The organism is Wenyingzhuangia aestuarii (assembly GCF_011927765.1).
Lineage (GTDB): Bacteria > Bacteroidota > Bacteroidia > Flavobacteriales > Flavobacteriaceae > Wenyingzhuangia > Wenyingzhuangia aestuarii.
Genome location: NZ_JAATJG010000007.1, coordinates 14,932 through 38,104 on the forward strand (window position 1 = coordinate 14,932; position 23,173 = coordinate 38,104).

Genomic DNA, 23,173 nt, shown 5'->3' on the forward strand with positions numbered 1-23,173 from the left:
ATCATATTTGAATTTTAAAAAAAGGCCAAAATAGCCTTTAGAATATAATGGTAACGAAATAAATCTTTATATTGATTCAATTAAGTATAAAAAAATATATGGAGATAAAGGAATTATTATAATTTATATTTTCAAACATATCGGTTCTGAAGTAAGCATACAATCATTAGATATCCCTGGTTTTCTTTTAAAAGATTATCGATATAAAATCGACAATCTTTTAAAGGAGCTTGTTTTATTTTCGCATATATTTTACATTAATACTAGAAATATAACGTTTTCCATCTTTTGCAAAATTCCAAACATTAGAAACTTCTCTACGGTCTGGTAGTTCATTTTCAAGTTGATTTACTTTTTCTTTCACAACTCTTCTGAATTTTCGATTGGCTTTTTGTTTATCTTCTTTCTCTGATTTAGCAACTGTATTTCCTTGAATTTTTGTTTTCCTATACGATCTGCTCATGGTTTCTATAATTTAAATACTACAAGATTATTAACGTTTCTATATTTTTCATTTAAAACACTTGTGTTTATAAAAATAGTTTGTTTGGTTTTAACCAGGATATGAAATCAGCTACTTCAAAATATTTCCATTAGATGTAAAATCACCTGCATGAATAAGAACATCTCCTTTAGGCAATTCTACCTGTTTATGCCTACCGTGAGTATCTCATATGAATACTATTTTCAAATTAATTTTATTTCTTTAGTAACAATAGCCTCTTGTAAATGTATTTCATATTTCTTCTTGCCAACTTTAACATCTATAATATTATTGGTACTATCCCAACCTAATACTTCTGCTTTTTTACCTGCTATTTTTTTAGCTTTTTTAGAAATATCTAAATCGTTAATTTTCTCTAATGCATCAGCTCCATATTGTATTGTTTGGGCAGTATTAATCACTTTAAGCGTTTTTGTTAATCCTTCTATACTAGTTGTACTTGTTCCTAAAGCTACCATAGCTCCAGATTCTACGACTCCTGCTACTTTTCCTACTAACTTAGCACTTAGTAGTGATTTCTTTTTCTTTACAAACAAAAAATCTTCACTTGCAGGGAGATAAATCAAAATACTGTCTCCAATAGTCAGTTTATATTCTTCATTTAAAACTAAAGTATTGTTAACATTTTTAATTGACGTTAAAGCATTGATAGAGTTTATTTCAATTGTTTTTCCTTGTGCAAAACACAAAACTGAAGCAAAGGCTAATATTGTAGTTAAAATTATTTTTTTCATAGCTATTTTATTGTTTTATTATTCTACTGAAAATGATTTAGAAATAAGTGTTTTTCCTATTTCTATTTTTTCATCTTGATTATATACTTCTTTATCATCTTTTAAAACCTTGATGTTGATTTCTAAAGCTTTACTCGCTTCTTCATCAACAGAGCTACTAAACGTTATCATCACACTTTCAACTTTATCTTTTACTGTATAGGCATAAGTACCTTCTGTTTTTTCGTGCATACTTAGAAAAGGTTTATCTCCTAAGTCTTTATTCTCTTCTTTGTCAATAATATTAGATGCTACAAAACCATCATTAACTCCTATCATATTAAAAATAATGATTGATTCATCTAAATCTCCTTTCTGAGTATAAACAACTTCAAAATTATTTTTCTCAGATGTTGAAATACTTTCATCTTCAATATTTGAAGAATCATCACTTGAACAAGCTATCATGGTCATGGCTATGAATAGCATACTTAAAACTCTCTTTTTCATATTTATTTATTTTGGTTGATATTTATTGAATTTTTTTTGAATAAAGTCACCAATAGAAGTTGTGTTGTGCGTATTGACTTCATAAGCCAATTCTTTACATTTTTTTAGTAGAGTATTACGCTTGTGTTCTTGTGTTTTAAAAAATTGAGGTTTGGAAAGCACGTAGGAAACAGAACTTTTTAATGTTTCAATCTTAGATTGATCATTTAAAAGAGTTTGATATCTGTCTATGTCTATTGATGTAAATCCAAACTGAGTAGTCAGGACTTCTTGGAGGTTAAACTGGCGATTATTTTGCATTTTTTTACGTAAAAAAAGCGTGGAACTACCTGATACCTGTTCTAATCGTCTCGCCAGAAACGAACTCACCAAGCAAGATAGCCCACGCAAAACGTGGGCACTTAACTTTGATTGTGGTGAGTAATTTAAACCTGGCGAGTTTATAGAACCAAATCAAAAGCAAAACGCTTTATATTTTAATATTTTCTTTTTCTGTTTGTAAAATTAGGTATTTATAGAATAATAGACCTAAATATTTCTGAGAAATTATAAAGTTTAGAATGTCTTTAACTCAACCCGTTCACAAAAGTTTCTACATAGTCTTTTATTCTCCCCACCACTCTTGTTACTTTGGTTTTACGTTCTTTTAATTTAGGACGTTCTAACATCGTATTAATCACTTCATCGGGTAGAGGTGTTTTTTGAGTAAACAAGTAATTTTGAATCGTAATATCTAGCTTATTAAGATCTAATCCCTCTTCTTTACTAATCTTTACAACAGCTTCTTTACGTTCTATATTTAGGTAATTCTCAAATTCGTTAACAACTTCATCTACCTCCTTTATATTAGGTAAATGCTGTTCTATAAACTTCTCAATCAATTCTTTTTTACTTCTTAACTCAACCTCATTGGTCAGCATTTCTTTAATTGCTTTTTTCTTTTTCTCTAGCTCTTCTTTTGAAACTCCTGTTTGTTCATCTTCATTTAATTGAGCTAATAACCCCAATATATAAGCAACATTAATTTCATCTCTTCTAATCAATTCTACCTCAAAATCAATGTCATTTAAAATAGAGGTTTTTTGAGCCTCGCTTTCTTTTTTAACACGGTCTCTTATATCAAGATATTTACTTTGATAGTCTGCAAAATCTTGTTCTGAGATAGGCATATCTTCAAAATCAAAATCTGCAAAAGTGCTTAACACATTTTTAATACGCATTAAGCTACGGAATGCTTTTACAAAAGCTAATTGCTCATGTTCACTAGGTAATTCATCAACACTTTCAACTGTTGGAGCTACTTTTATTAAATCTCTTAATGCTTTTTCAAAATCATGTATGTAGTGGTCATAAGGAGCTAGTACAATTTCATCAATAGCATCTTTGTTAGAGAACAAAGTAATAGCCTCATCTGTTTTTTGCTTTAAGTTTCTAAAACAAACTACTTGTCCTTGTGACTTTACTTCGTCTAAAATTCTATTGGTTCTAGAAAAAGCTTGAATTAATCCGTGGTATTGTAAGTTTTTATCTACATAAATAGTGTTTAAGGTTTTACTATCAAACCCTGTTAAAAACATATTAACCACCAACAGAATATCTACCTTTCTTTCTTTTACTTTTTTACCTACATCTTTGTAATACATGTAAAAATCGTTGGTAGAATGGTTGGTTTTAAACTCTTTGTTAAAATCCTTAATAAACTCTTCTAACTTATCTCTGGAGTGAGTTGATTTATATTCGCTTGCATCTTCATTAGCAACATTGGCTTCATCTTCATAAAAACCATCGGCAACATCTTCATTTTCTTCATTGGCTCCGTAAGAATAAATAGTTGCTATTTTTAAATTATGTAAGCCATCTTGTCTTTTAGCTTTAAACAACTCGTAATACTTAATTAAAAGTTCTTTAGAAGACACACACATAATAGCTGTAAACTTTTTGCTATGTGTTTTTTTATCGTGATTGGCAATAATGTAATCCACCACTTTTTCTAATCCTTCTTCTGCTTCTAAAACTTCTTGAGTGTCTATGTTTTCTACAGCATCTTCTTGTACGTCGTCTTTGCTTTTAAATCTACTTACATAGTCTATAGAAAACTTTAATACATTTTGATCTCTAATAGCATCTGTAATTACATATTTATGTAAACAATCTGTAAACAAATCTTTGGTAGTACGTTTCCCTAAATGATTTGAAGATGCATTTTCTGCTAAAATAGGAGTACCTGTAAAACCAAACATTTGTGCGTTGGTAAAAAACTCTTTAATTCGGTTATGTGTATCTCCAAATTGAGTTCTATGGCACTCATCAAAAATAAAAACTATCTTTTTGTCTTTTTGACCTTGCATTTGTGTCTTGTACTTATCAGACCAAACAGCATTGTTTAATTTTTGAAGTGTAGTGACAATTAACTTGGTATCATCATTAAATTGATGAATTAATGATTTTGTATTATTAGTAGCATCTACAGAACCTTCTTTAAAACTATTAAATTCTTTAATGGTTTGATAATCTAAATCTTTACGGTCTACCACAAACACTACTTTGTCTACCTCTGGTAAATTGGTTAGAATTTGACTGGTTTTAAACGATGTTAACGTTTTACCAGACCCCGTTGTATGCCATATATAACCAAACTTACTAGTAGTCTTAACACGCTCTACAATAGCTTCTGTAGCATAATATTGATAAGGTCTTAACACCATTAACACTCCATTGGTATTAATCACAATATATTTGGTAATCATTTTAGACAGATGACAAGGCTCTAAAAACACTTCCGCAAAGTCTGATAACTGTGAAATGATTTTATTGCTTTTATCTGCCCAAAAAAAAGTTTGTTTAAACGACCTTAGTTTGATGGGATTGTTAGCGTAATATTTGGTATTTACTCCGTTACTAATCACAAACAATTGTATAAACTGAAACAAGCCTTTACCAGACGCAAAAGTATGTGCTTGGTAACGGTGGGTTTGATTAAAAGCTTCTTTTAGCTCTAAACCTCGTTTTTTTAGTTCTATTTGTACCAAAGGCAAACCATTTACTAAAATAGTTACATCGTAACGATTTTCGTACTTTCCTTTGATGGTAATTTGGTGGGTGACTTGGTATTGATTTTGACACCAATGCAGTTGATTGATGAGCTCTACATAACCCACATCTCCATTGTCTTTGGTATAGGTCAATTTATCTCTTAACGTATGTGCTTTTTGTACAATATTCCCTTTGGTTAGCTGATTTAACAACTGAGCAAATTCTTTATCTGAATACTGTGTGTTATTGTGTTTTTCTAACTGCTGTTTTAGGTTGATGATTAAATCTGCTTCGTCTTTTATAACAACTCGCTCGTACCCTAAACCAACCAATTGGTGGATTAAGTTTTCTTCTAAAATGGATTCTGGCTGTGTGGTCATTCTTTCTTTTTCTTTTAAAAACTCCTAGATTCTCTGTAAATATCGTAGTTTTAAGCTATTTTAATATTTCCAAAGAGGTTCGTTTTGCCAATTAATTTTCAACCCTAATGCATTGGGATCTACATTAGGATATTCTTGTAGCAAACTACACAATCTTTTTGTAAAATCATTATTGGGTATAATTGTATTTAAAAGGTACTTCATTAAACACATATGTACGTATAGCTTATGGAACTCATGTTCTTTAGGTACGTTTTTAGCATCTACAATCCAAGCATTAGGTGGGTTTGAAAGTAATTTCACTTTACTTGGTAAATTTCTATTCCATAACCTAGAGTGATGTGCACAATGATTACGAATTTGTGTTATTGATTGCAACCAACTTGGTAGATATATATGATTTACTGCTCCAAACTCTCTAGCAATTATTTTCTTAGATTTTATACTTGGTTTTAAATTACCATAAAGCTTAGACAAAACACCAAGACTTACTTGCTCTAACGCCTTCCATGAAGGTGGTGACTTTTCTGCTCCATATTTTTCAAAATGCTTTTTTATAGTTACATCATTACTCCTATTAATTTCTTTACGAATGATCTCTAATGTTTTTTCAAATTGAAATGTATTTTTAAAACAGCTTGAATTTTCAAACCAATAGGGATTAAATTCATGAGATAAATAATAAATTAACTTAGTTCTAAAACTAATTTCTATTTTTTCTATTACATCAAATAGTAAGAGTCTTAATTTTGCATCAAAATTGTACAAGGCTATTACGTCCTCAAAAACACTATTAGGCTTAAAAATATGATTGACTTTGTCTTTTTGCATTACATGCCAATATTCACCTAACCTATAATAGCTAATATTTAAAAGATATTTTTCCGCAATTTTAGGTTGTTTAATTATTAAACCTCGTTTTTGTAGTTTCTGAACCTGTTGTTCTACGGTAAGTGCTTCTTTTTTAAACATAGCCTAAATGTAAGTAAAGTTAAGAAAACCAAAGGCTATAAAAGCAAAAGACACACCCTGGTACGCTGTTCTAATGGGTAGCGTGGTGTGTACTGTTACTGCAAAATTACAATTTTTTGCTAATCTAGCCATCTGTTTTTTACATTTTTTATTTTCTTGAAATCTTCTATACTTATAAAAACTACTGATATATAAAAACCAAAGTACTTCTTATTTCAATTTTCTAAAGGCTTGTACTGTTTGATAAATACCATAACCTATAAAAATTCTACCCCATGTTTGCCAAAAATAAGTCCATCCATTAGGTGTTAATTCATTAAATAAATCTACATCATGAGTTGGGTTCATAAAAGTCATATAATACTTACCAAACTCTGGCATTGACCATTTAAATGGATTCCATTCAAAACAATAATTAGGTAAAGAAAGTACTGATAGTGTAAAAAATAAAAGCCCTACTATTATTGTAAAAAACAATCCACTTAAATAAGAGTTTCTATAATCATTTGACACATTATTAAGCCATAAAGACAATTGCTCCATACCCCACCTAATGTAATTTAGTAGATTATAATTAGGATTATCATCTGAAATTCTTCTTTTATATTTTAAGATCTCTTTTATAGTTTCCTTTTCATATTTAGAAAACTCTACTGCATGCAAATCGTCTCCATTATCTGCAAAATATTGTTTAATAATTCTATATGTTTCTCTTTTATTTTTTAATGGTATTTCATTTAAATTATCTACCATATTAAAATAATCCTTTTCATCTTTTTCATTATGAGATTCAAATTTTTTATTGTCAATTTGAATATCAAATAAGTTTAGATTACCTGATACTAATGCTAATGATAAATCTAACCCTTTCTTAAAATATGCACCTCTAAATATAGCAATGTCAGCCACTTTGGTATAAGTAAACAGTACATTGTTTTCAAACGTACACCCTGCAAGTACTACCGTTTTAATAAAATCTGTTTTATAAAAATTTATGGATTCATTAAAGGTAGATTTCCAGAAATCTATAAGATTTTTAAAAGTAGTATTTTCTAAATTAAAAGATTTTTCAAAAATAGATTCATAAAATCTAATTTTCCCCTCCAAAACAACATCTTTTAAATAGAGTTCTTGAAATGAACAACAATGAAACTTAAAATTTGAACTACTATTTCTGAAAATTAATTTATGTGTGAAATCACAATTTTTGAAATGAAAACCATCAATTTCATCTAAAATATCAAAAGTCCTTCTACCTAATTCAAAATCAACAATAGCCTCACCATATTCTTCACTAAATAATTCAGATAAATAAGGTTGTTTAAATAATTTTCCATGAAGCATTTTATCTATTAATGTTAATTCAAAATCTATTAACAAGTTATCAAAACACACAAAACAAGAGCCTTTTGACTTTGCAAATTCAACATAACTTTCTTGAATTAAATCAATTTCATTTTTAATTACTTTCATCTCCATATCCTACACAAACATTTGCTGTAACAAACCTTTTTTAAACGTTTGTGTTTTTTGGAGTTGACTAGCACAAGCCTCTATTTTTACATCTATGGCACTTAAAAAATTAGCAATTTTTTGTTGTTCTTCTAGAGATGGTAGTTTTAGTTTTAATGCTTTTAATTGACTACCTGTAATTAATGGTTGACCTGAACCAAACATTAAACGTTTCAAATTATAACCACTTAAAAAATAGTAAGCATATCCAATTTCTAAAATTGGTTTACAAACAACTATTAAAGTATTATCTGACACACCAAAACAGTCATCAATTAAATTTATTGTACCCGCATTTGCACCTACCCTTGCTATTAAAATAAATTCTCCTTGATGAGAAGACTCTAAGCATTTACCAATTATTCCTGTCGAACCATAAAGTGGTATTATTCCATCATCAGACAATTTACTCTTTCCCGATTTTATACTCTCACAAACCTCCCCCAACTTCTTAGTTTCCCAATCTGGATAGTGATTTCCGTTTGGGTCTTTAAAACAAAGTTGTTGAGAAAACAACTGCTGCATGACTCCTTTTTTATACAACTCCAAAGCTTTCTTTTTTTGTTGCAACAAGGCTATTTTTTGATCTACCGAACCTAAAAAACTCGCTATTTTTTCTTGTTCTGGAAGGGTTGGGAAATAAATTTTTGTTCCTAATATTATACTATTATATAACCTTTGAATTGTACCTCCTTCTGACTCATATCTTACAATCTGATATAAATAATACAATAACTTATTCTTTACTAATAACTCATCATTGTCAAGCCAAACAATATTAGAATCTTGGTAATATGCTGATTCTCCATCATAAACAACAGTCCTTCCTATTGTACCTGATGCAGAAATTAATATTTCCCCTCTCCTTGGGAAGGAGAATTTTTTTTTATAATCTAAGTAATGTTCTTTCGTTATAAAGGCATCTGGTTTCTTTCCAAAAGTTCCTATTTTATAAAAAGGAATATCTCCAGCTTCAGAAGTTTCATTACTGAAAATTCTTTTACACATTTTAACTTTTCCAATATCTCCTAACTTTCCTTTTCTCCACTCCCCATCAAACTCATTAAACCTTAGTTTGGGAACTAATTGTTTTTTTGTTGTTGCTTCCATATTAAAAAGGAGTTTTAATACCTAGTTCTGCACAAAAAGAAGCAATTTGTTGGTCGGTGCTTTCTATTCCTTTTGCCACTTGTTGTAGTTCTGTACAAACTGCTTCTAAATCTATAGGTTCTTCTTCTTCAAACGTATCTACATAACGGGGTATGTTTAGGTTGTAGTCGTTTTCTGCAATTTCTGTTAACGTGGCAACGTGGCTATATTTTTCTTCTTCGGTTCGGTTTCTGTACGTGTCTACAATGTGTTGTATGTGGGTTGCTGTAAGTACGTTTTGAGTTTTTACTTTATCAAACTCGTTACTAGCATCTATAAACAACACGTTTTCTGGGTTTGTTCTACATTTACTCAACACCAAAATACAGGTAGGAATGCTGGTTCCGTAAAATATATTGGCTGGCAAACCTATAACGGCATCTAAACAGTTAAGTTCTTTTATTAAATATTCTCTAATGGTTCCTTCGGCACTACCTCTAAACAATACTCCATGTGGCAATACTACTGCCATGGTTCCGTTTTCTGCCAACTGATACAACATGTGTTGTACAAAAGCAAAATCTGCTTTACTAGTAGGAGCTAATTTTCCGTACTGTGCAAAACGCTCATCGGTTTCATTTATAGGGTTGTCTTTTCCTTTCCATTTGGCAGAAAATGGTGGATTGGCTACAATGGCTTCAAAACGTTGGTCTAAATGCTGAGGGTCTACTAGGGTGTCTTCTTGTTTAATGTCAAAATTACGGTAGTGTACATCGTGCAAAATCATGTTCATACGTGCCAAGTTGTAGGTAGTACGGTTTAGTTCTTGTCCGTAAAACTCATCTACTTTTACTTCTTTAGCCACACGTAACAACAAAGAACCAGACCCACAAGTAGGGTCGTACACAGATTTTAGTTTGCTTTTATTAGTAGTTACTAACTTTGCCAATATTTTAGATACTTGTTGTGGTGTATAAAACTCTCCCGCTTTTTTACCCGCACCAGAGGCAAACTGCCCAATTAAATATTCGTAAGCATCACCTAATACATCAGATTCTAAATTTTTTAAATCAAAATCTATTTTGTCTAGGTGTTGTAATATTTTGGCGATTAAGGTATTTCTATCTTCTACTTTTCTACCCAATTTGGTAGAGTTTAGGTCTAAATCTTCAAACAATTTGTTAAAATCATCCTCCGATTCATTCCCCATGGTACTTTGCTCAATACCATTTAAAATTGCTGTTAAATCTTCTAAGATAAAATCACTCTCATCCTCTATATTTGCATTACCTTTTTTAGCTACCGCACTAAACAATTGGGCAGGTGCTAAGTAATATCCTAACTTTAAAATAGATTCTTCTTGTATAGCTTCTAAAGTTTCAACATCTGTCACCAACGTATATTCTTTAACATCTTCTGTTTCTAACAACTCGTTAGCATACAAATGTTGTTTTTCTGATAAGTATTTGTAAAAGATGAATCCTAAAATATAATCACGGAATTCATCAGCATCCATTTTTCCTCTTAATTCATTCGCTATTGCCCACAGTTGGGTTTCTAAAACTTTCTTCTGGTCTTCTGACATGAACTTTTCTGATTTTTTATAAATATAGAATACTTTACTCCTTTTAAGCAAAGGAGTAAATATCTTTTTACAAATTTAAAAAGAAGCTGTGCAATGGAACTGCGTTTTTGTCTTTAGAATTATTGCGTATCGAGATATGCGATATTTTTACGATAGAATTAACGGAACACAGACAATTAAACTTTAGAGTAAAGTAAGCACATGGTATAAAAAACAACAAGTACTATACATAAAACTCTCTCCCTTCAATAAATTATGAATTCATACTCAGGGTAAGGTTATAAATTAATACAAACATCAAATGTTATTAAATCTAGGCAAATTTTAAAAAATAGAGAAAAGAGAGTCTATGATACTTTACATACATTAATTATCACAAAACAACACAAATGTGTTACCTATGTGCTACCCAAAAACAAAGAAAGCTGACTTAAAAAGTCAGCTTTCTTATATTGTACAGGCGGAGAGACTCGAACTCTCACACCTCGCGGCACTAGATCCTAAGTCTAGCGTGTCTACCAATTCCACCACGCCTGCAGTTAAAATCTTTAACGAGTGCAAATATAAACAATAGTTACAATTTGCAAAGAGAAATATTATATTTTAGTAGAACTTTAAATTTTTAACATGAATCAGCTACAAGAATACATCCATATTAACAAAGAACGATTTTTAAATGAACTATGTGATTTGTTAAAAATCCCATCTATAAGTGCTGATTCTAGCTACAAACCTCAACTATTACAAACAGCAAAGGAAGTAGCTAAGGCATTAGAAAAAGCAGGATGTAAAAACGTACAACAAATTCCTAGCAATGGAAACCCGGTAGTCTATGCAGATAAAATAATAGATACTAGCTTACCCACCGTGTTAGTTTATGGCCATTACGACGTACAACCAGCAGATCCAATAGATTTATGGGACACTCCTCCTTTTGAGCCTACCGTTAAAAAAACAGATATCCATCCTGATGGAGCTATTTTTGCCAGAGGTGCTTGTGACGACAAAGGACAAATGTTTATGCATATTAAAGCCATTGAATATTTAATTGCTACAAACCAATTACCTTGTAACGTTAAATTTATGATAGAAGGAGAAGAAGAAATAGGATCTCCTAGTCTTGCTTCTTTTATTAAAGAACACGCAGAATTGTTTAAAAATGATGTGATTTTAATTTCGGATACCGGAATGATTTCTAACACCCAACCCTCTATTACCACAGGTTTACGTGGATTGAGTTATGTAGAAGTGGAAGTTACAGGACCTAATAGAGATTTACATTCCGGATTTTACGGAGGTGCAGTTGCCAATCCTATCAATATTTTATCAAAAATGATAACTCAACTTCACGATGATAACAATAAAATTACCATTCCTGGTTTTTACGATCATGTTTATGAATTATCCGAAAAAGAAAGAACAGAAATGGCAAAAGCTCCGTTTCATCAATCAGAGTATAACAAAGCTTTAAATATTGATGAAGAACTTGGAGAAAAAGGATATACTACCTTAGAAAGAAGTTCTGTAAGACCAACATTGGATGTAAATGGAATTTGGGGAGGCTATATTGGAGAAGGTGCCAAAACAGTTTTACCCTCTAAAGCGTATGCTAAAATTTCTATGCGATTAGTTCCTGGTCAAGATCCAGATACCATTACCCAGTTATTTACAGATTACTTTGTAAGCATTGCTCCAAAATCTGTAAAAGTAACCGTAAAACCTCATCACGGAGGAAAAGCTTACAGAACTCCAATGGATTCTATAGGTTATAAAGCTGCACACAAAGCTTATTCAGAAACATTTACCAACACTCCTATTCCACAACCTTCTGGAGGAAGTATTCCTATTGTTTCTTTATTTAGTGATGTGTTTAAAAGTCACACCATTTTAATGGGATTTGGTTTAAACAGTGATGCTATACATTCCCCTAACGAACATTACGGATTGTTTAACTTTTACAAGGGTATAGAAACCATTCCTTATTTCTACAAACATTTTACAGATTTATACAAACAAGATGCGTAACCTACACGAATATCATATTAGTTTAACCTGGAAAGGAAGTATTAACATTGCTAAAAACTACAGGTACGACAAAACTTATGAGTTGAGTTTTAAAAACAAGCCCAATTTAACGGGTTCTGCTGATGCTACTTTTCATGGTGATAAAACTTTATACAATCCAGAAGAAATGCTATTATCTGCACTGGCTTCTTGTTATATGATGTCTTTTTTCTATTTATGTAGTCAGTATCAAATTGTAATAGATAGTTATATAGATAATCCTGTTGGCAAAGTAAAAGTAAATCCAAATGGAAGTGGGCAGTTTGAAATTGTAACTTTACAACCTGTAATTACTACAACACATAAAGACATGCTGGTTGTAGAAGAATTATTTTCTCAAGCAAACGACTATTGTTTTATTGCTAGGTCTTGTAATTTTATTATTAAACACAATCCCACCATTAACTAAATGTAAATCTGAACCATTTTTCTCCAATATCTGGCTTTGTGAGCTTCTCCATCCCATTCGTAAAATTGATAAGGAATTTCTTTTTCGTCAAAAATTGCTCTTAACTTGTAATTGCTTTCTAAAAACAAATCTTCTTTACCAATAGCTAAAACAATATCTAGTTTTTTAATATCCTGAATCAATTTCTTACAATCTATATTTTTAAGATATTGATTTGGCATATTAAAATAAACATACTCATTGTGGTAACCACATAGTAAATCATCAAAATAACCTTTAGAGACCGTTAAATCATAACGACCACTCATTCCCACTACTTTGCAAAAAAGTTCAGGATGTCTCATGGCAATATTAACTGCATGATAAGCTCCTAAACTACACCCTGCAGAAATAATATTGGGATTGCTATTTAGCACATCCATTAAAGGAAGTACTTCGCTTAAAATGTAATTTTCGTATTGATTGTGTCTATAAATTCTATGACCAGGATGATCATAGTTATTGTAAAAAGTTTCGGAATCTATACTGTCTAGACAATAAATTTGAATATCGCCATTGTTTACTTTTTCTTCAAGAGATTGTATTACTCTCCAATTTTCATAATCATAGAAACGTCCCATTCTAGGAGGAAAAAACAAAACTTTTGCTCCGGAGTGTCCAAAAATTAACAACTCCATATCTCTTTCTAAATTTGGGCTATACCACTTATGGTACTCTCTTTTCATAGGATTATGTATGCATGGTTAGTGAACTTGTAATTGAGGAAAACTTTCTGAATGTTTAGAAATAACATCAAACCAAACTTTATATCCCTTTTTATTTAAATGCAAACCATCTTCTAAAAAATAATCTGAATTTGGTTTTCCAGAAATATCTAAAGTAGCTTTGTAAATATCTATAAAATGAAAATTTTCATCTAGCTCCGTAATTTCTTCTATATTGCTATTTGTGTATCTAATACTTCCTTCTAAGTACCATCTACTTGGACTTGGTTTTATAGAAACGAAAGTAACAGGAATTCCTCCGTAATCTTCTCTTATTTGTGTTAACAAAGTCTTAAAAAACAGTACAATTTCTTCTGGATGTCTACCATCACCTAAATCATTATCCCCTGCATAAATCATAATTGCTTTGGGATGTAAACCTTTAAAATTTTGTTTGTAAAACCATGAACAAGCCGCTAGTGTAGATCCTCCAAAGGCTAAATTTATAGGTTTGTATTCTTTAAACAATTCAGGAATATCATTCCATAAATTAAATGACGAACTCCCATAAAACACCATATCTGGCACGTATTCTAACTCTTTTTTTTCTTTATCTAACCTATCTAACTCTTCTTGATACCAAAACATCTTCCTTACTCTTTTGTTCGATTTGTAAAGTTAACCAAATATTTTTCTTACCAACTAATTCTAAATGATTTAACTATTTTATAAAGCCCAATTCTTTCTGTTTCTTTTTTGTTAAACTATTTACCACCAAGCTATAGGAATGATCTATCCATTTTTTTATTTCATCAGTAGTCATATCAGCTTCTAACAGGATGGTATTCCAATGTTTTTTATTCATATGAAATGCAGGACTCACTGCCTCATAATTCTCTCTTAAAAGAATGGCTTCATCAGGATCACATTTTAAATTAACACCATAAGGCAATCTTTCTAAACCTGTTAATGCAAACATTTTGTCGGCCACTTTAAAAACCAAGGTAGATTCATCAAAAGGAAAACTTTCTGTTACATGAGCTTTGTTTATACAATAATTCCTTAAATCTTCTATGTTCATTTTAACTATTTTACTTGATATAGAACAACTTATCTACTAAGATACATTTTGTAAGTTTGTAAATAAAACTTAGTCTACTTTACAATGATTACAACCATCAATCCATATACACAAAAAGAAATTCACCAATATGATTATTTAACAGACCATGAGTTAAATTTAAAACTAAATGCTGCTCAAGAATCTTACAATAATTGGAAAAAATTTTCTTTTAAAGATAAAGAAGAGTTGGGTAAAAAACTAAAAGAATTATTATTAAAACGCAAGCAGGAATTTGCTACGTTGATAAGTACAGAAATGGGGAAACCCATTACACAAGCTTTGGCTGAAATTGAAAAAACAAGTACACTTGTTGAATATTTTACCAACCAAAGCGCTGCTTTTTTAGAAAATAGATCTTTAAATGAAAACACGTATATAAGTTACCATAGTACTGGAGCTGTTTTTGGAATTATGCCATGGAATTTTCCTTTTTGGCAAGTTTTCCGATACGTGTTTCCTAATATTATGGCAGGAAACGTTTGCTTGTTAAAGCATGCAAGTAATGTAACTGGAGCTGCTATCGCGATAGAAAAACTATTTACAGATGCTGGTTATCCAGAAGCTGTTTTTAATACGTTAATAATAGAAACCTCGCAAGTTGAACAAATTGTAGCTCACCCAATTGTACAAGGAGTTTGTTTAACAGGAAGTGCAAAAGCAGGTAGTTCTGTAGCTGCCTTAGCAGGTAAACACTTAAAAAAATCGGTCTTAGAATTAGGAGGTACAGATGCTTCTCTTATTTTAGAAGATGCTGATTTTGACACAGCATTAACCTCTGCATTTGAGTCTAGAACAGCCAACTCAGGACAAGTTTGTATTGCTGCTAAAAGGATTTTTGTACCCAAAAATAAATTAGAGTATACACTTGAATTTTTTAAAGAAAAAATAGCCAGATTAACTCCTGGTGATCCTTTGAACAAAAACACAAAAATAGGTCCTATTTCTAAGGCTGATTTTTTACCTACACTACAAAATCAGGTAGACGAAACTATAAAAAATGGAGCAGAATTAATTGTAGGAGGAAAAATTAACAAACCTTTTTACGAAACCACTTTGTTAGTTGTTAACAAAGAGAATCCAATGCTAAAAGAAGAGATTTTTGGTCCCGTAATTTGTGTAATTCCTTACGATAATTTAGAAACAACTATTGATGATGTAAATAATTCTGATTACGGATTGGGAACCGCTATTTGGTCTACAGATATTAAAAAAGCACAAAAAATAGCCGCACAAGTTCAAGCAGGTTATGTATCTATCAATTTTAAAGTAACCTCAGATCCTAAGTTTCCTTTTGGAGGCGTAAAAAAATCTGGTTATGGAAAAGAATTGGGAGAACATGGTTTAAAAACTTTTTTAAATGCTAAAACCAATACTGTGGCTTAAACCCAAAACAAATCACTAGCAATTCCATCAGCTAAAAACTTTCCTTTTTGGGTAGTTTTTAGTTGATTTTCTTCTAGTTGCAATGTTCCATTTTTTATGTAAGGCTGAATTTGTTTTTCTAAAAACACACAAGTAGCTTCACCAAAATCTTTGATGATTTTAGGTAAAGACACTCCCCAAATAGTTCTTAAACCGGTCATTATATATTCGTTATACCTGTCTTTTTCACTCAATATTTCTTGAATTAATGGCAATTTACCTTCTGCCAGAGATTTGATATATTTTGCATTGTTTGCTACATTCCAACTTCTAGTATTTCCAATAAAAGAATGTGCTGACGGACCCAAACCCAAATACGGTTTTCCTAACCAATAAGAAGTATTGTGTTTGGAATAGAAATTAGGTTTTCCAAAATTGGAGATTTCATAATGATCAAAACCTGCTTGCGCTAATTCAGATACTAGAAGATCAAAATGAGCCGCTGCCAAATTTTCATCCAACTCAGGATATTTTTTGTTTTTAATAAAATGATGCAAAGCCGTTCCTTCTTCTACCGTAAGTGCATAAGATGAAATATGCTGAACACCAAAACTCAAAGCTTGTTTTATATTTTGTTTCCATTCCTTATTAGACAAACCTGGAATTCCATACATCAAATCAATGGTAATATTCTTAAAATATTGTGTAGCTGTTTGCAAACACTGTAGCACTTCTTTAGCGTTGTGCGCTCGGTTCATCATTTGCAATTCCTTATCACCAAAAGATTGTACCCCAATACTTAGTCTGTTAATTTCTGTATTTGCGAATGCTATTATTTTTGCATCCGATAAATCATCCGGATTGGCTTCTAATGTAATTTCTGGAACAGCAATTACCTGATAGTTAGCCCTAATAATCTCTATAATTTTTTGAAGTTCTGCTGCCTCCAAAATACTGGGAGTTCCTCCTCCAAAATAAATAGTTTCTACTATTTCGTTTTTAAACTCATCAACCCTAAGAATGATTTCTTTTTCTAAAGCCTCTAAAAAAGTTTGTTTTTGTTTTAAAGAAGTAGAAAAGTGAAAATCGCAATAATGACATGCTTTTTTACAAAACGGAATGTGTACATAAATTCCTGCCATCTTATTTTCTTACTTTATGATCGTTCTGACTTACAAAACTAGCCCATCCGCTATAGTTCTTTCCTCCTACTTTTACACCACTGTTAAAATGATGACAAACTGCTGCTGCCAAACCATCGGTAGCATCTAAGTTTTTGGGTAAAGTTTTTAAATCTAACAAACTTTTTAACATCAAAGCAACTTGCTCTTTACTGGCATTTCCACTACCTGTAATGGCCATTTTAATTTTTTTAGGTAAATATTCTGTTACAGGAATATCTCTAGACAAACCTGCTGCCATTGCTACTCCTTGAGCTCTACCCAACTTTAACATAGATTGTACATTTTTTCCAAAAAACGGAGCTTCAATAGCCAACTCATCAGGATGATAGGTTTCTATCAATTCAATAGTTCTTTCAAAAATCAATTTTAATTTCACATAAGGATCGCTGTATTTACTTAACAACAATTCGTTCATTTGAACAAATTCCATCTTTTTTCCAACAACTTTTATCACCCCAAACCCCATAATAGTAGTTCCAGGATCTATTCCTAATATAATTTTTTCTAAGGCCAATACAGTGTATTTAACTATTTTAGCAAAGGTAACTAAAATGAAGGCTACCTTTGTGCATGCTTAGCTCTATTCGTAAATTTTTATCGCCCTTAAACACCCTGTTAAAATATACGGTTAGTATTTTGGCATTGGTTTATATTGGTTATAGAATTGCAACTACTTCTTTTAGCCCTCAGCATCTCTATGAGTTTTTTAATCCTACACTTTTAATCGTGGTTGGTTTCCTTACCATTGGGAATTGGATTTTTGAAATTTTAAAATGGAAAGTTGTCATTAATACTTTTAAGAACATTTCTTTTAAAACCGCAACTTATCAAACATTGGTTGCCTACACTTACGGAATGATTACCCCGTTTAACTCTGGAAATTATGCTAAAAAAATATTCTTTTACCCTAAAGAACAAGGAAAAAGAATTGTGTTTCTAAATCTATCTAAAGGAATTTATCAAATGCTTACCACCATTTTTTTTGGAGTATGGGGAGTTTTTGTATTAATGAACGAAATAAATTTTGAACTTTACAATCAGCAACTATTTTTTATACTTACAAGTTGTGTTGGAGTTATTGCTCTTATTATTTACAGAGTTAAAATTTTACAGCTTGTTAAAAGTCTTTCTATAAAAGTTCATCTACAATTGTTTTTGTATTCTGTTATAAAATTCGTTTGTTTCTCTTTTGTATTGATGGTTTTATTACATCAAGAAAATTTACCTTTATTAAAACTATATGCAGGAATTTGTGCCGTTTATTTGCTGAGTTCCTTATTGCCTATTTTAAATATTTTAGATTTTGCTATTAAAGGAAGCGTAGCTTTGTGGGTATTATCTCCTCTAGGGTATAGTCAACAAAATATATTAATTGCCTATTTTGTATTGTGGATTTGTAACCACGCAAGTCCATCTATTTTAGGAAGTATTTTACAATTTTATAAATCTAAAGAACACTAATGATTGTTATATTTCTTTATAGTTGTCTGATTTTAAGTTTTGTTTTTGGATTGATTTTTTTACCCAAATCAAAAATTGACCTTGCTATTCCCAAACAAAAATTTAGCATTCTAATCCCTTTTAGAAACGAAGCCGATAACTTAGAGACACTTTTAAAAAGTATTGAACAACTAAATTATGCTCCTAATGATTTTGAAGTTATTTTAATTAATGATGCTTCTTCAGATAAATCTGTATCCATCATTAAAAATTGGCAAGAAAAAATACCTAATCTACTCTTATTAGAAAACAGAAGAACTAGCAATTCTCCTAAAAAAGATGCCCTACAAGTAGGAATTAAGGTCGCTAAACATTCCTGGATTCTTACTACCGATGCAGATTGCCAGTTACCCATAAATTGGTTGCACTGCTACAATACTACTATTCATAAAAAAAAGAGTTTGTTTATAGCGGGTCCTATTACCTTAGCTATCAAAAAAGGATTTGTACATCAATATCAGCTATTTGATTCTTTGAGCTTAATAGGAACTACTATGGGAAGTTTTGGACTGCAAAAACCTATGATGTGTAATGCTGCCAATATGGGCTTTGATAAAAACAGCTATTTACAAATACATAACAACAATAGTTTTAACATTGCTAGTGGTGATGATATTTTTACTTTAGAAAGTTTTGTTAAAAACAATTCAAACAAGGTTCACTATTTAAATACCACAGAAGCTATTGTCCGCACAAAATCAGAAACAAACTGGAAAGCTGTTTTTCAGCAACGTATACGTTGGGCTGCTAAAAGCACACATTATAAAAACAACTTTACCAAACTGGTAGGATTACTTGTTTTAATTACTCAACTAACTCTATTAATAAGTCTTGTTTATCAACCCATACTAGCTGTATTTCTATGGATGGTAAAAATTGGAGTTGATGGAATTTTATTATTTATAACCGCAGAAAAACTAAACCAAAACATCAATTATTGGAAATACATTCCAATAGCTATAATCTACCCTTTTCTAAATACTTATATAGGAATTAAAGCTTTGTTTGGTGGTTATACTTGGAAAGACAGAAGTTTTAACAGATAAGTTTTATTATATTTAAGTAACCTAAAATCACATTTTATGTGGACTCAACTTCAATTACTCATTACACCTATTCTCTTGGGGGCTATCTCTATTATTACAGGTCTTTTAATGTTAATGTTTCCTCCTAAAGAAATAAATGCACTCTATGGTTATAGAACTAAAAGATCTATGTCCAACCAACAACTTTGGGATTTTTCTCAGAAGTTTTCTGCAAAAAAAATGATACAAACAGGAATTCTTCTTTTAATAGCTAGCTTTATAATTGCTGCTTTTAAAATTCCTCAAAAAGCATATCCTATACTTGTTATTACAGGAATTATAGTAGCAGTGCTCTCCATAATTTCTGTTATTTTTATTACAGAACAAAAATTAAAACAGAAACTCTAAAACGTTTTTTTAATTGTTACTTCCCAAAAAACTGAGAAACTAAAGTATCTGCATTCTTCAGTAAGTACAATACAACAAACAACACAACTACTAATAAAATTACTCTTAGTCGGTTGGGCTTTTTTCTTTTTAATCTTGAAAACTCAGTCATTCTATTCGTTTTTGGTTCCTCTTAACATTTCTCTTTTTCCTGGAGGACCAGGCAATCTTTCTACAACAAAACCAACAGTTTGCATTGCTCTACGCACACTCCCTTTGGCAGCATAGGTTACAATTTTACCTCCGGGTCTTAAAGCTTTAAACATGATTTCAAAAATTTCTTCGGACCATAACTCTGGTTGTACTTTTGCTCCAAAAGCATCAAAGTAAATCAAATCAAAAGCAGCTACATCCGTAATGTTATGAAAAAACATTTGTCTTTTTGTTAACGTAAAATTTGGACTTACTTGCTGTGGTTTGTTCCAAGGAGTCAAGTGCATCTCCTCAAACTTATGTGATAAATTTCTGGTATCTAATTCAGACACATAATTTAAAGCTAACAACTCATCTTCTCTAACAGGATACGCTTCTACTCCCACATAATTAATAGTACGAGTATCTTTAGCAGTTTCTAATAAAGTAATAAACGCGTTTAGTCCAGTACCAAAACCTATTTCTAAAATAGAAAAATCATCTTTTTCCATAGCTCTGTAGCCCATCTCTATGAACACATGATAAGCTTCTTGTATAGCTCCATGGGTAGAATGATAACTCTCATTCCATGCAGGTAAATGAATCGTGGTCGATCCATCAGATGTAACTATGATTTTTCTTTTCAAAACAGTTAAATTGTTGTTGCAAATATAGGTATTAATATACTTTGTTAAAAAGTGTTTTTATTGCACACATTACAATTTTTATATTTACTTTTGTTCTTCATAAATATATTTTTTTACAAACGAAATCATGGGAATAAACAACCAGAACATCACGATTACAAAATCTGCAACCACAAAGATTAATGAGGTAGATTTTAACAACTTATCGTTTGGAGAAAACTTTACAGATCACATGTTTGAGTGTGATTATATTGATGGGAAATGGACTAATGCAAAAATTAGACCTTACGGACCAATTTCTTTGGACCCATCTGCTAAAGTTTTCCACTACGGACAAGCTGTATTTGAAGGAATGAAAGCCTACAAATCGTTAGATAACGTCGTCTGGTTATTTAGACCTGAACAAAACTTTGAAAGATTAAACAAATCTTCTGAAAGATTAGCTATTCCAGAATTTCCTAAAGATTTATTCTTTGACGGAATGGAAATGTTATTAAATATAGATAAAGACTGGATTCAGACTACAGAAGGTAGTTCTATGTACATTCGTCCATTTATCATTGCTACAGAACCTGGTGTGTCGGCATCGCCTGCTAAACAATATAAATTTATGTTTATATTATCTCCTGCGCAATCGTATTACAGCGGAGAAGTAAGCGTATTATTTGCTGATAAATTTAGCCGTTCTGCTAGTGGAGGTGTTGGATTTGCAAAATGTGCTGGTAACTACGCAGGACAATTTTATCCTACTAAATTAGCAAACGAAGCAGGATACCAACAAGTAGTTTGGACAGATTCTAGTACACACGAAAACTTAGAAGAAGCGGGAACAATGAACGTATTCTTTAGAGTAGGTGATACTTTAATTACAGCTCCAACATCTGACAGAATTCTAGATGGTATTACTCGTAAAAGTGTAATTGCTATTGCAGAAAAAGAAGGATTAAAAGTTGAAATTAGAGACGTTTCTGTATTCGAAATTGAAGAAGCTGCTAAAAACGGAACCTTACAAGAAATGTTTGGTGCAGGTACTGCTGCTGTAATTAATCCTATTGTTAGCTTTAACTTTAAAGGAAACGATTACAACTTACCTAAACTAGAAAACAGTTATGCTTCTTTATTTAAAAAAGCAATTACTGATATTCAAACAGGAAAAACAGAAGATCCATTTGGTTGGAGATATGCTGTAAGATCAATCTAAATAAGACCGACATATAATTAAAAGAGCCTTTTATAGGCTCTTTTTTTGTAAATTTGTACTTCAAAACTATTTTTAATGGACACTTTAGCTCAAGCAAAAGAAAACTTAAACAATAAAGGATTTTTAGACATCGATACTAAAAGCACTACAGATTATGTTGCTGAAATCAATCGACTAAAAAAAGAAAAGAACGCTGTAATACTAGCTCACTATTATCAAGAAGAAGCTATTCAAGATATTGCAGATTTTGTAGGTGATAGTTTACAATTAGCACAAGAAGCTGCCAAAACAGATGCTGATATTATTGTATTCTGTGGAGTGCATTTTATGGCCGAAACTGCCAAAATATTAAACCCTAAAAAGAAGGTTTTATTACCCGATTTAAATGCAGGTTGTTCTCTAGCAGATTCTTGTCCACCAGAAGACTTTAAAGCTTTTAAAGCCAAATATCCAGATCATAAAGTAGTTACTTATATTAACTGTTCTGCAGAAATTAAAACAATGAGTGATATTGTTTGTACTTCTTCTAATGCCGTTAAAATTATTAACTCTTTTCCAAAAGATCAAAAAATAATCTTTGCTCCAGATAAAAACTTAGGTGATTATTTAAACAAAGAAACTGGTAGAAACATGGTTCTTTGGGATGGTGCTTGTATGGTACACGAAGCTTTTTCTATTGAAAAACTATTAACATTAGCAGCAGAACATCCTGATGCTGAAATTATTGCACATCCAGAATCTCCTTCTCATATTTTAAAAACAGCTAGTTACATTGGTTCTACTGCAGGATTGTTAAAATATGCTAGAGAAAGTAAAAACGAGAAATTTATTGTAGCTACCGAAGCAGGGATCCTACACCAAATGATACAACAAGTTCCAAACAAAACTTTAATTGCAGCTCCATCAGAAGAAGATAACTCTTGTGCTTGTAGCGAATGTTTTTACATGCGTATGAATACCATGAAAAAATTATTTTTATGTTTAGAACACGAATTACCGGCTATAGAGGTAGAAGAAGCATTGGCAAAAGATGCTTTAATTCCTATTCAAAAAATGTTAGCCCTTTCTAAATAATC

At 31.1% G+C, this 23,173-nt stretch carries 23 protein-coding genes and 1 tRNA gene; 8 read left to right on the forward strand and 16 right to left on the reverse strand.

Translation table 11 applies throughout. From position 1 onward, the window contains the following. Positions 1–235: 235 nt before the first annotated feature. From GGR97_RS07920 to GGR97_RS07965, 10 genes are all read right to left on the reverse strand, one after another. Positions 236–463, reverse strand: a complete 228-nt coding sequence (locus GGR97_RS07920) for a hypothetical protein (protein WP_167897992.1) — start codon at positions 461–463, stop codon at positions 236–238. 224 nt (positions 464–687) lie between these two features. Continuing rightward, positions 688–1,239 carry a hypothetical protein gene (locus GGR97_RS07925; RefSeq protein WP_167897993.1) on the reverse strand — a complete coding sequence of 184 codons (552 nt, stop codon included), beginning with the start codon at positions 1,237–1,239 and terminating at the stop codon, positions 688–690. A gap of 18 nt (positions 1,240–1,257) precedes the next feature. Continuing rightward, positions 1,258–1,728: a beta-barrel fold lipoprotein gene (locus GGR97_RS07930; protein WP_167897994.1), complete on the reverse strand. Its 471-nt coding sequence runs from the start codon at positions 1,726–1,728 to the stop codon at positions 1,258–1,260. Between the two features lie 6 nt (positions 1,729–1,734). Beyond that, a complete protein-coding gene (locus tag GGR97_RS07935) occupies positions 1,735–2,028 on the reverse strand; it encodes a hypothetical protein (protein ID WP_167897995.1) in 294 nt (97 codons plus the stop codon). A 266-nt stretch (positions 2,029–2,294) separates the two neighbouring features. Next, positions 2,295–5,141: a type I restriction endonuclease subunit R gene (locus GGR97_RS07940; RefSeq protein ID WP_167897996.1), complete on the reverse strand. Its 2,847-nt coding sequence runs from the start codon at positions 5,139–5,141 to the stop codon at positions 2,295–2,297. 60 nt (positions 5,142–5,201) lie between these two features. After that, the gene (locus tag GGR97_RS07945; RefSeq protein ID WP_167897997.1) at positions 5,202–6,113 is read right to left on the reverse strand and encodes an Abi family protein; all 912 of its coding nucleotides are present in this window, start codon (positions 6,111–6,113) and stop codon (positions 5,202–5,204) included. Between the two features lie 210 nt (positions 6,114–6,323). Continuing rightward, entirely contained in the window at positions 6,324–7,586 is a 1,263-nt protein-coding gene (locus tag GGR97_RS07950) for a hypothetical protein (RefSeq protein ID WP_167897998.1), read from the reverse strand. A 9-nt stretch (positions 7,587–7,595) separates the two neighbouring features. Continuing rightward, the gene (locus tag GGR97_RS07955; protein WP_167897999.1) at positions 7,596–8,735 is read right to left on the reverse strand and encodes a restriction endonuclease subunit S; all 1,140 of its coding nucleotides are present in this window, start codon (positions 8,733–8,735) and stop codon (positions 7,596–7,598) included. Between the two features lies 1 nt (position 8,736). Further along, positions 8,737–10,299, reverse strand: coding sequence for a type I restriction-modification system subunit M (locus GGR97_RS07960; protein WP_167898000.1), 1,563 nt, complete (start codon positions 10,297–10,299; stop codon positions 8,737–8,739). Between the two features lie 455 nt (positions 10,300–10,754). Further along, a tRNA-Leu gene (locus GGR97_RS07965) sits at positions 10,755–10,836 on the reverse strand. A 90-nt stretch (positions 10,837–10,926) separates the two neighbouring features. On the opposite strand from GGR97_RS07965, the gene GGR97_RS07970 reads away from it, so the two are divergent. Beyond that, positions 10,927–12,324 carry a dipeptidase gene (locus GGR97_RS07970; RefSeq protein ID WP_167898001.1) on the forward strand — a complete coding sequence of 466 codons (1,398 nt, stop codon included), beginning with the start codon at positions 10,927–10,929 and terminating at the stop codon, positions 12,322–12,324. Further along, positions 12,317–12,772 (forward strand): OsmC family protein, encoded by a 456-nt coding sequence (locus tag GGR97_RS07975; RefSeq protein WP_167898002.1) that lies wholly within the window; start codon positions 12,317–12,319, stop codon positions 12,770–12,772. Before GGR97_RS07970 ends, GGR97_RS07975 begins: the two co-directional genes overlap by 8 nt. Here the strand turns inward: GGR97_RS07975 and GGR97_RS07980 are convergent. The 3 genes from GGR97_RS07980 to GGR97_RS07990 all read right to left on the reverse strand — a co-directional run bounded on the left by GGR97_RS07980 (position 12,769) and on the right by GGR97_RS07990 (position 14,557). Next, positions 12,769–13,497 carry an esterase family protein gene (locus tag GGR97_RS07980; protein ID WP_167898003.1) on the reverse strand — a complete coding sequence of 243 codons (729 nt, stop codon included), beginning with the start codon at positions 13,495–13,497 and terminating at the stop codon, positions 12,769–12,771. The genes GGR97_RS07975 and GGR97_RS07980 overlap by 4 nt on opposite strands. An 18-nt stretch (positions 13,498–13,515) precedes the next feature. After that, on the reverse strand, positions 13,516–14,124 hold the full coding sequence (locus tag GGR97_RS07985; protein WP_167898004.1) for a GDSL-type esterase/lipase family protein: 609 nt from the start codon (positions 14,122–14,124) through the stop codon (positions 13,516–13,518). Positions 14,125–14,197: 73 nt separating this feature from the next. Further along, positions 14,198–14,557, reverse strand: coding sequence for an MmcQ/YjbR family DNA-binding protein (locus tag GGR97_RS07990; protein WP_167898005.1), 360 nt, complete (start codon positions 14,555–14,557; stop codon positions 14,198–14,200). An 84-nt stretch (positions 14,558–14,641) separates the two neighbouring features. On the opposite strand from GGR97_RS07990, the gene GGR97_RS07995 reads away from it, so the two are divergent. Then, a complete protein-coding gene (locus tag GGR97_RS07995) occupies positions 14,642–15,982 on the forward strand; it encodes an aldehyde dehydrogenase family protein (protein ID WP_167898006.1) in 1,341 nt (446 codons plus the stop codon). Here the strand turns inward: GGR97_RS07995 and hemW are convergent. Together hemW and ruvC are read right to left on the reverse strand one after the other, a co-directional pair. After that, positions 15,979–17,103, reverse strand: coding sequence for a radical SAM family heme chaperone HemW (gene hemW, locus GGR97_RS08000; protein ID WP_167898007.1), 1,125 nt, complete (start codon positions 17,101–17,103; stop codon positions 15,979–15,981). The two genes, GGR97_RS07995 and hemW, sit on opposite strands and share 4 nt — an antisense overlap. Before the next feature lies 1 nt (position 17,104). Further along, positions 17,105–17,659 carry a crossover junction endodeoxyribonuclease RuvC gene (gene ruvC, locus GGR97_RS08005; protein ID WP_167898008.1) on the reverse strand — a complete coding sequence of 185 codons (555 nt, stop codon included), beginning with the start codon at positions 17,657–17,659 and terminating at the stop codon, positions 17,105–17,107. A 56-nt stretch (positions 17,660–17,715) separates the two neighbouring features. Here ruvC and GGR97_RS08010 point away from each other — a divergent pair, with 56 nt between their 5' ends. From GGR97_RS08010 to GGR97_RS08020, 3 genes are read left to right on the forward strand one after another with little or no spacing between them, the layout of a single operon-like run. Further along, entirely contained in the window at positions 17,716–18,606 is an 891-nt protein-coding gene (locus tag GGR97_RS08010) for a hypothetical protein (protein ID WP_167898009.1), read from the forward strand. Then, on the forward strand, positions 18,606–19,691 hold the full coding sequence (locus GGR97_RS08015; protein ID WP_167898010.1) for a glycosyltransferase: 1,086 nt from the start codon (positions 18,606–18,608) through the stop codon (positions 19,689–19,691). The genes GGR97_RS08010 and GGR97_RS08015 overlap by 1 nt, the downstream gene beginning before the upstream one ends. Positions 19,692–19,727: 36 nt before the next feature. After that, a complete protein-coding gene (locus GGR97_RS08020) occupies positions 19,728–20,078 on the forward strand; it encodes an SdpI family protein (protein ID WP_167898011.1) in 351 nt (116 codons plus the stop codon). A gap of 152 nt (positions 20,079–20,230) precedes the next feature. On the opposite strand, the gene mnmD is transcribed toward GGR97_RS08020, so the two are convergent. Next, the gene (gene mnmD, locus GGR97_RS08025) at positions 20,231–20,896 is read right to left on the reverse strand and encodes a tRNA (5-methylaminomethyl-2-thiouridine)(34)-methyltransferase MnmD (protein ID WP_167898012.1); all 666 of its coding nucleotides are present in this window, start codon (positions 20,894–20,896) and stop codon (positions 20,231–20,233) included. Positions 20,897–21,023: 127 nt separating this feature from the next. Here mnmD and GGR97_RS08030 point away from each other — a divergent pair, with 127 nt between their 5' ends. Next, the gene (locus tag GGR97_RS08030; protein ID WP_167898013.1) at positions 21,024–22,097 is read left to right on the forward strand and encodes a branched-chain amino acid aminotransferase; all 1,074 of its coding nucleotides are present in this window, start codon (positions 21,024–21,026) and stop codon (positions 22,095–22,097) included. A 75-nt stretch (positions 22,098–22,172) separates the two neighbouring features. Further along, positions 22,173–23,171 (forward strand): quinolinate synthase NadA, encoded by a 999-nt coding sequence (gene nadA, locus GGR97_RS08035; RefSeq protein WP_167898014.1) that lies wholly within the window; start codon positions 22,173–22,175, stop codon positions 23,169–23,171. Positions 23,172–23,173: the final 2 nt, after the last annotated feature.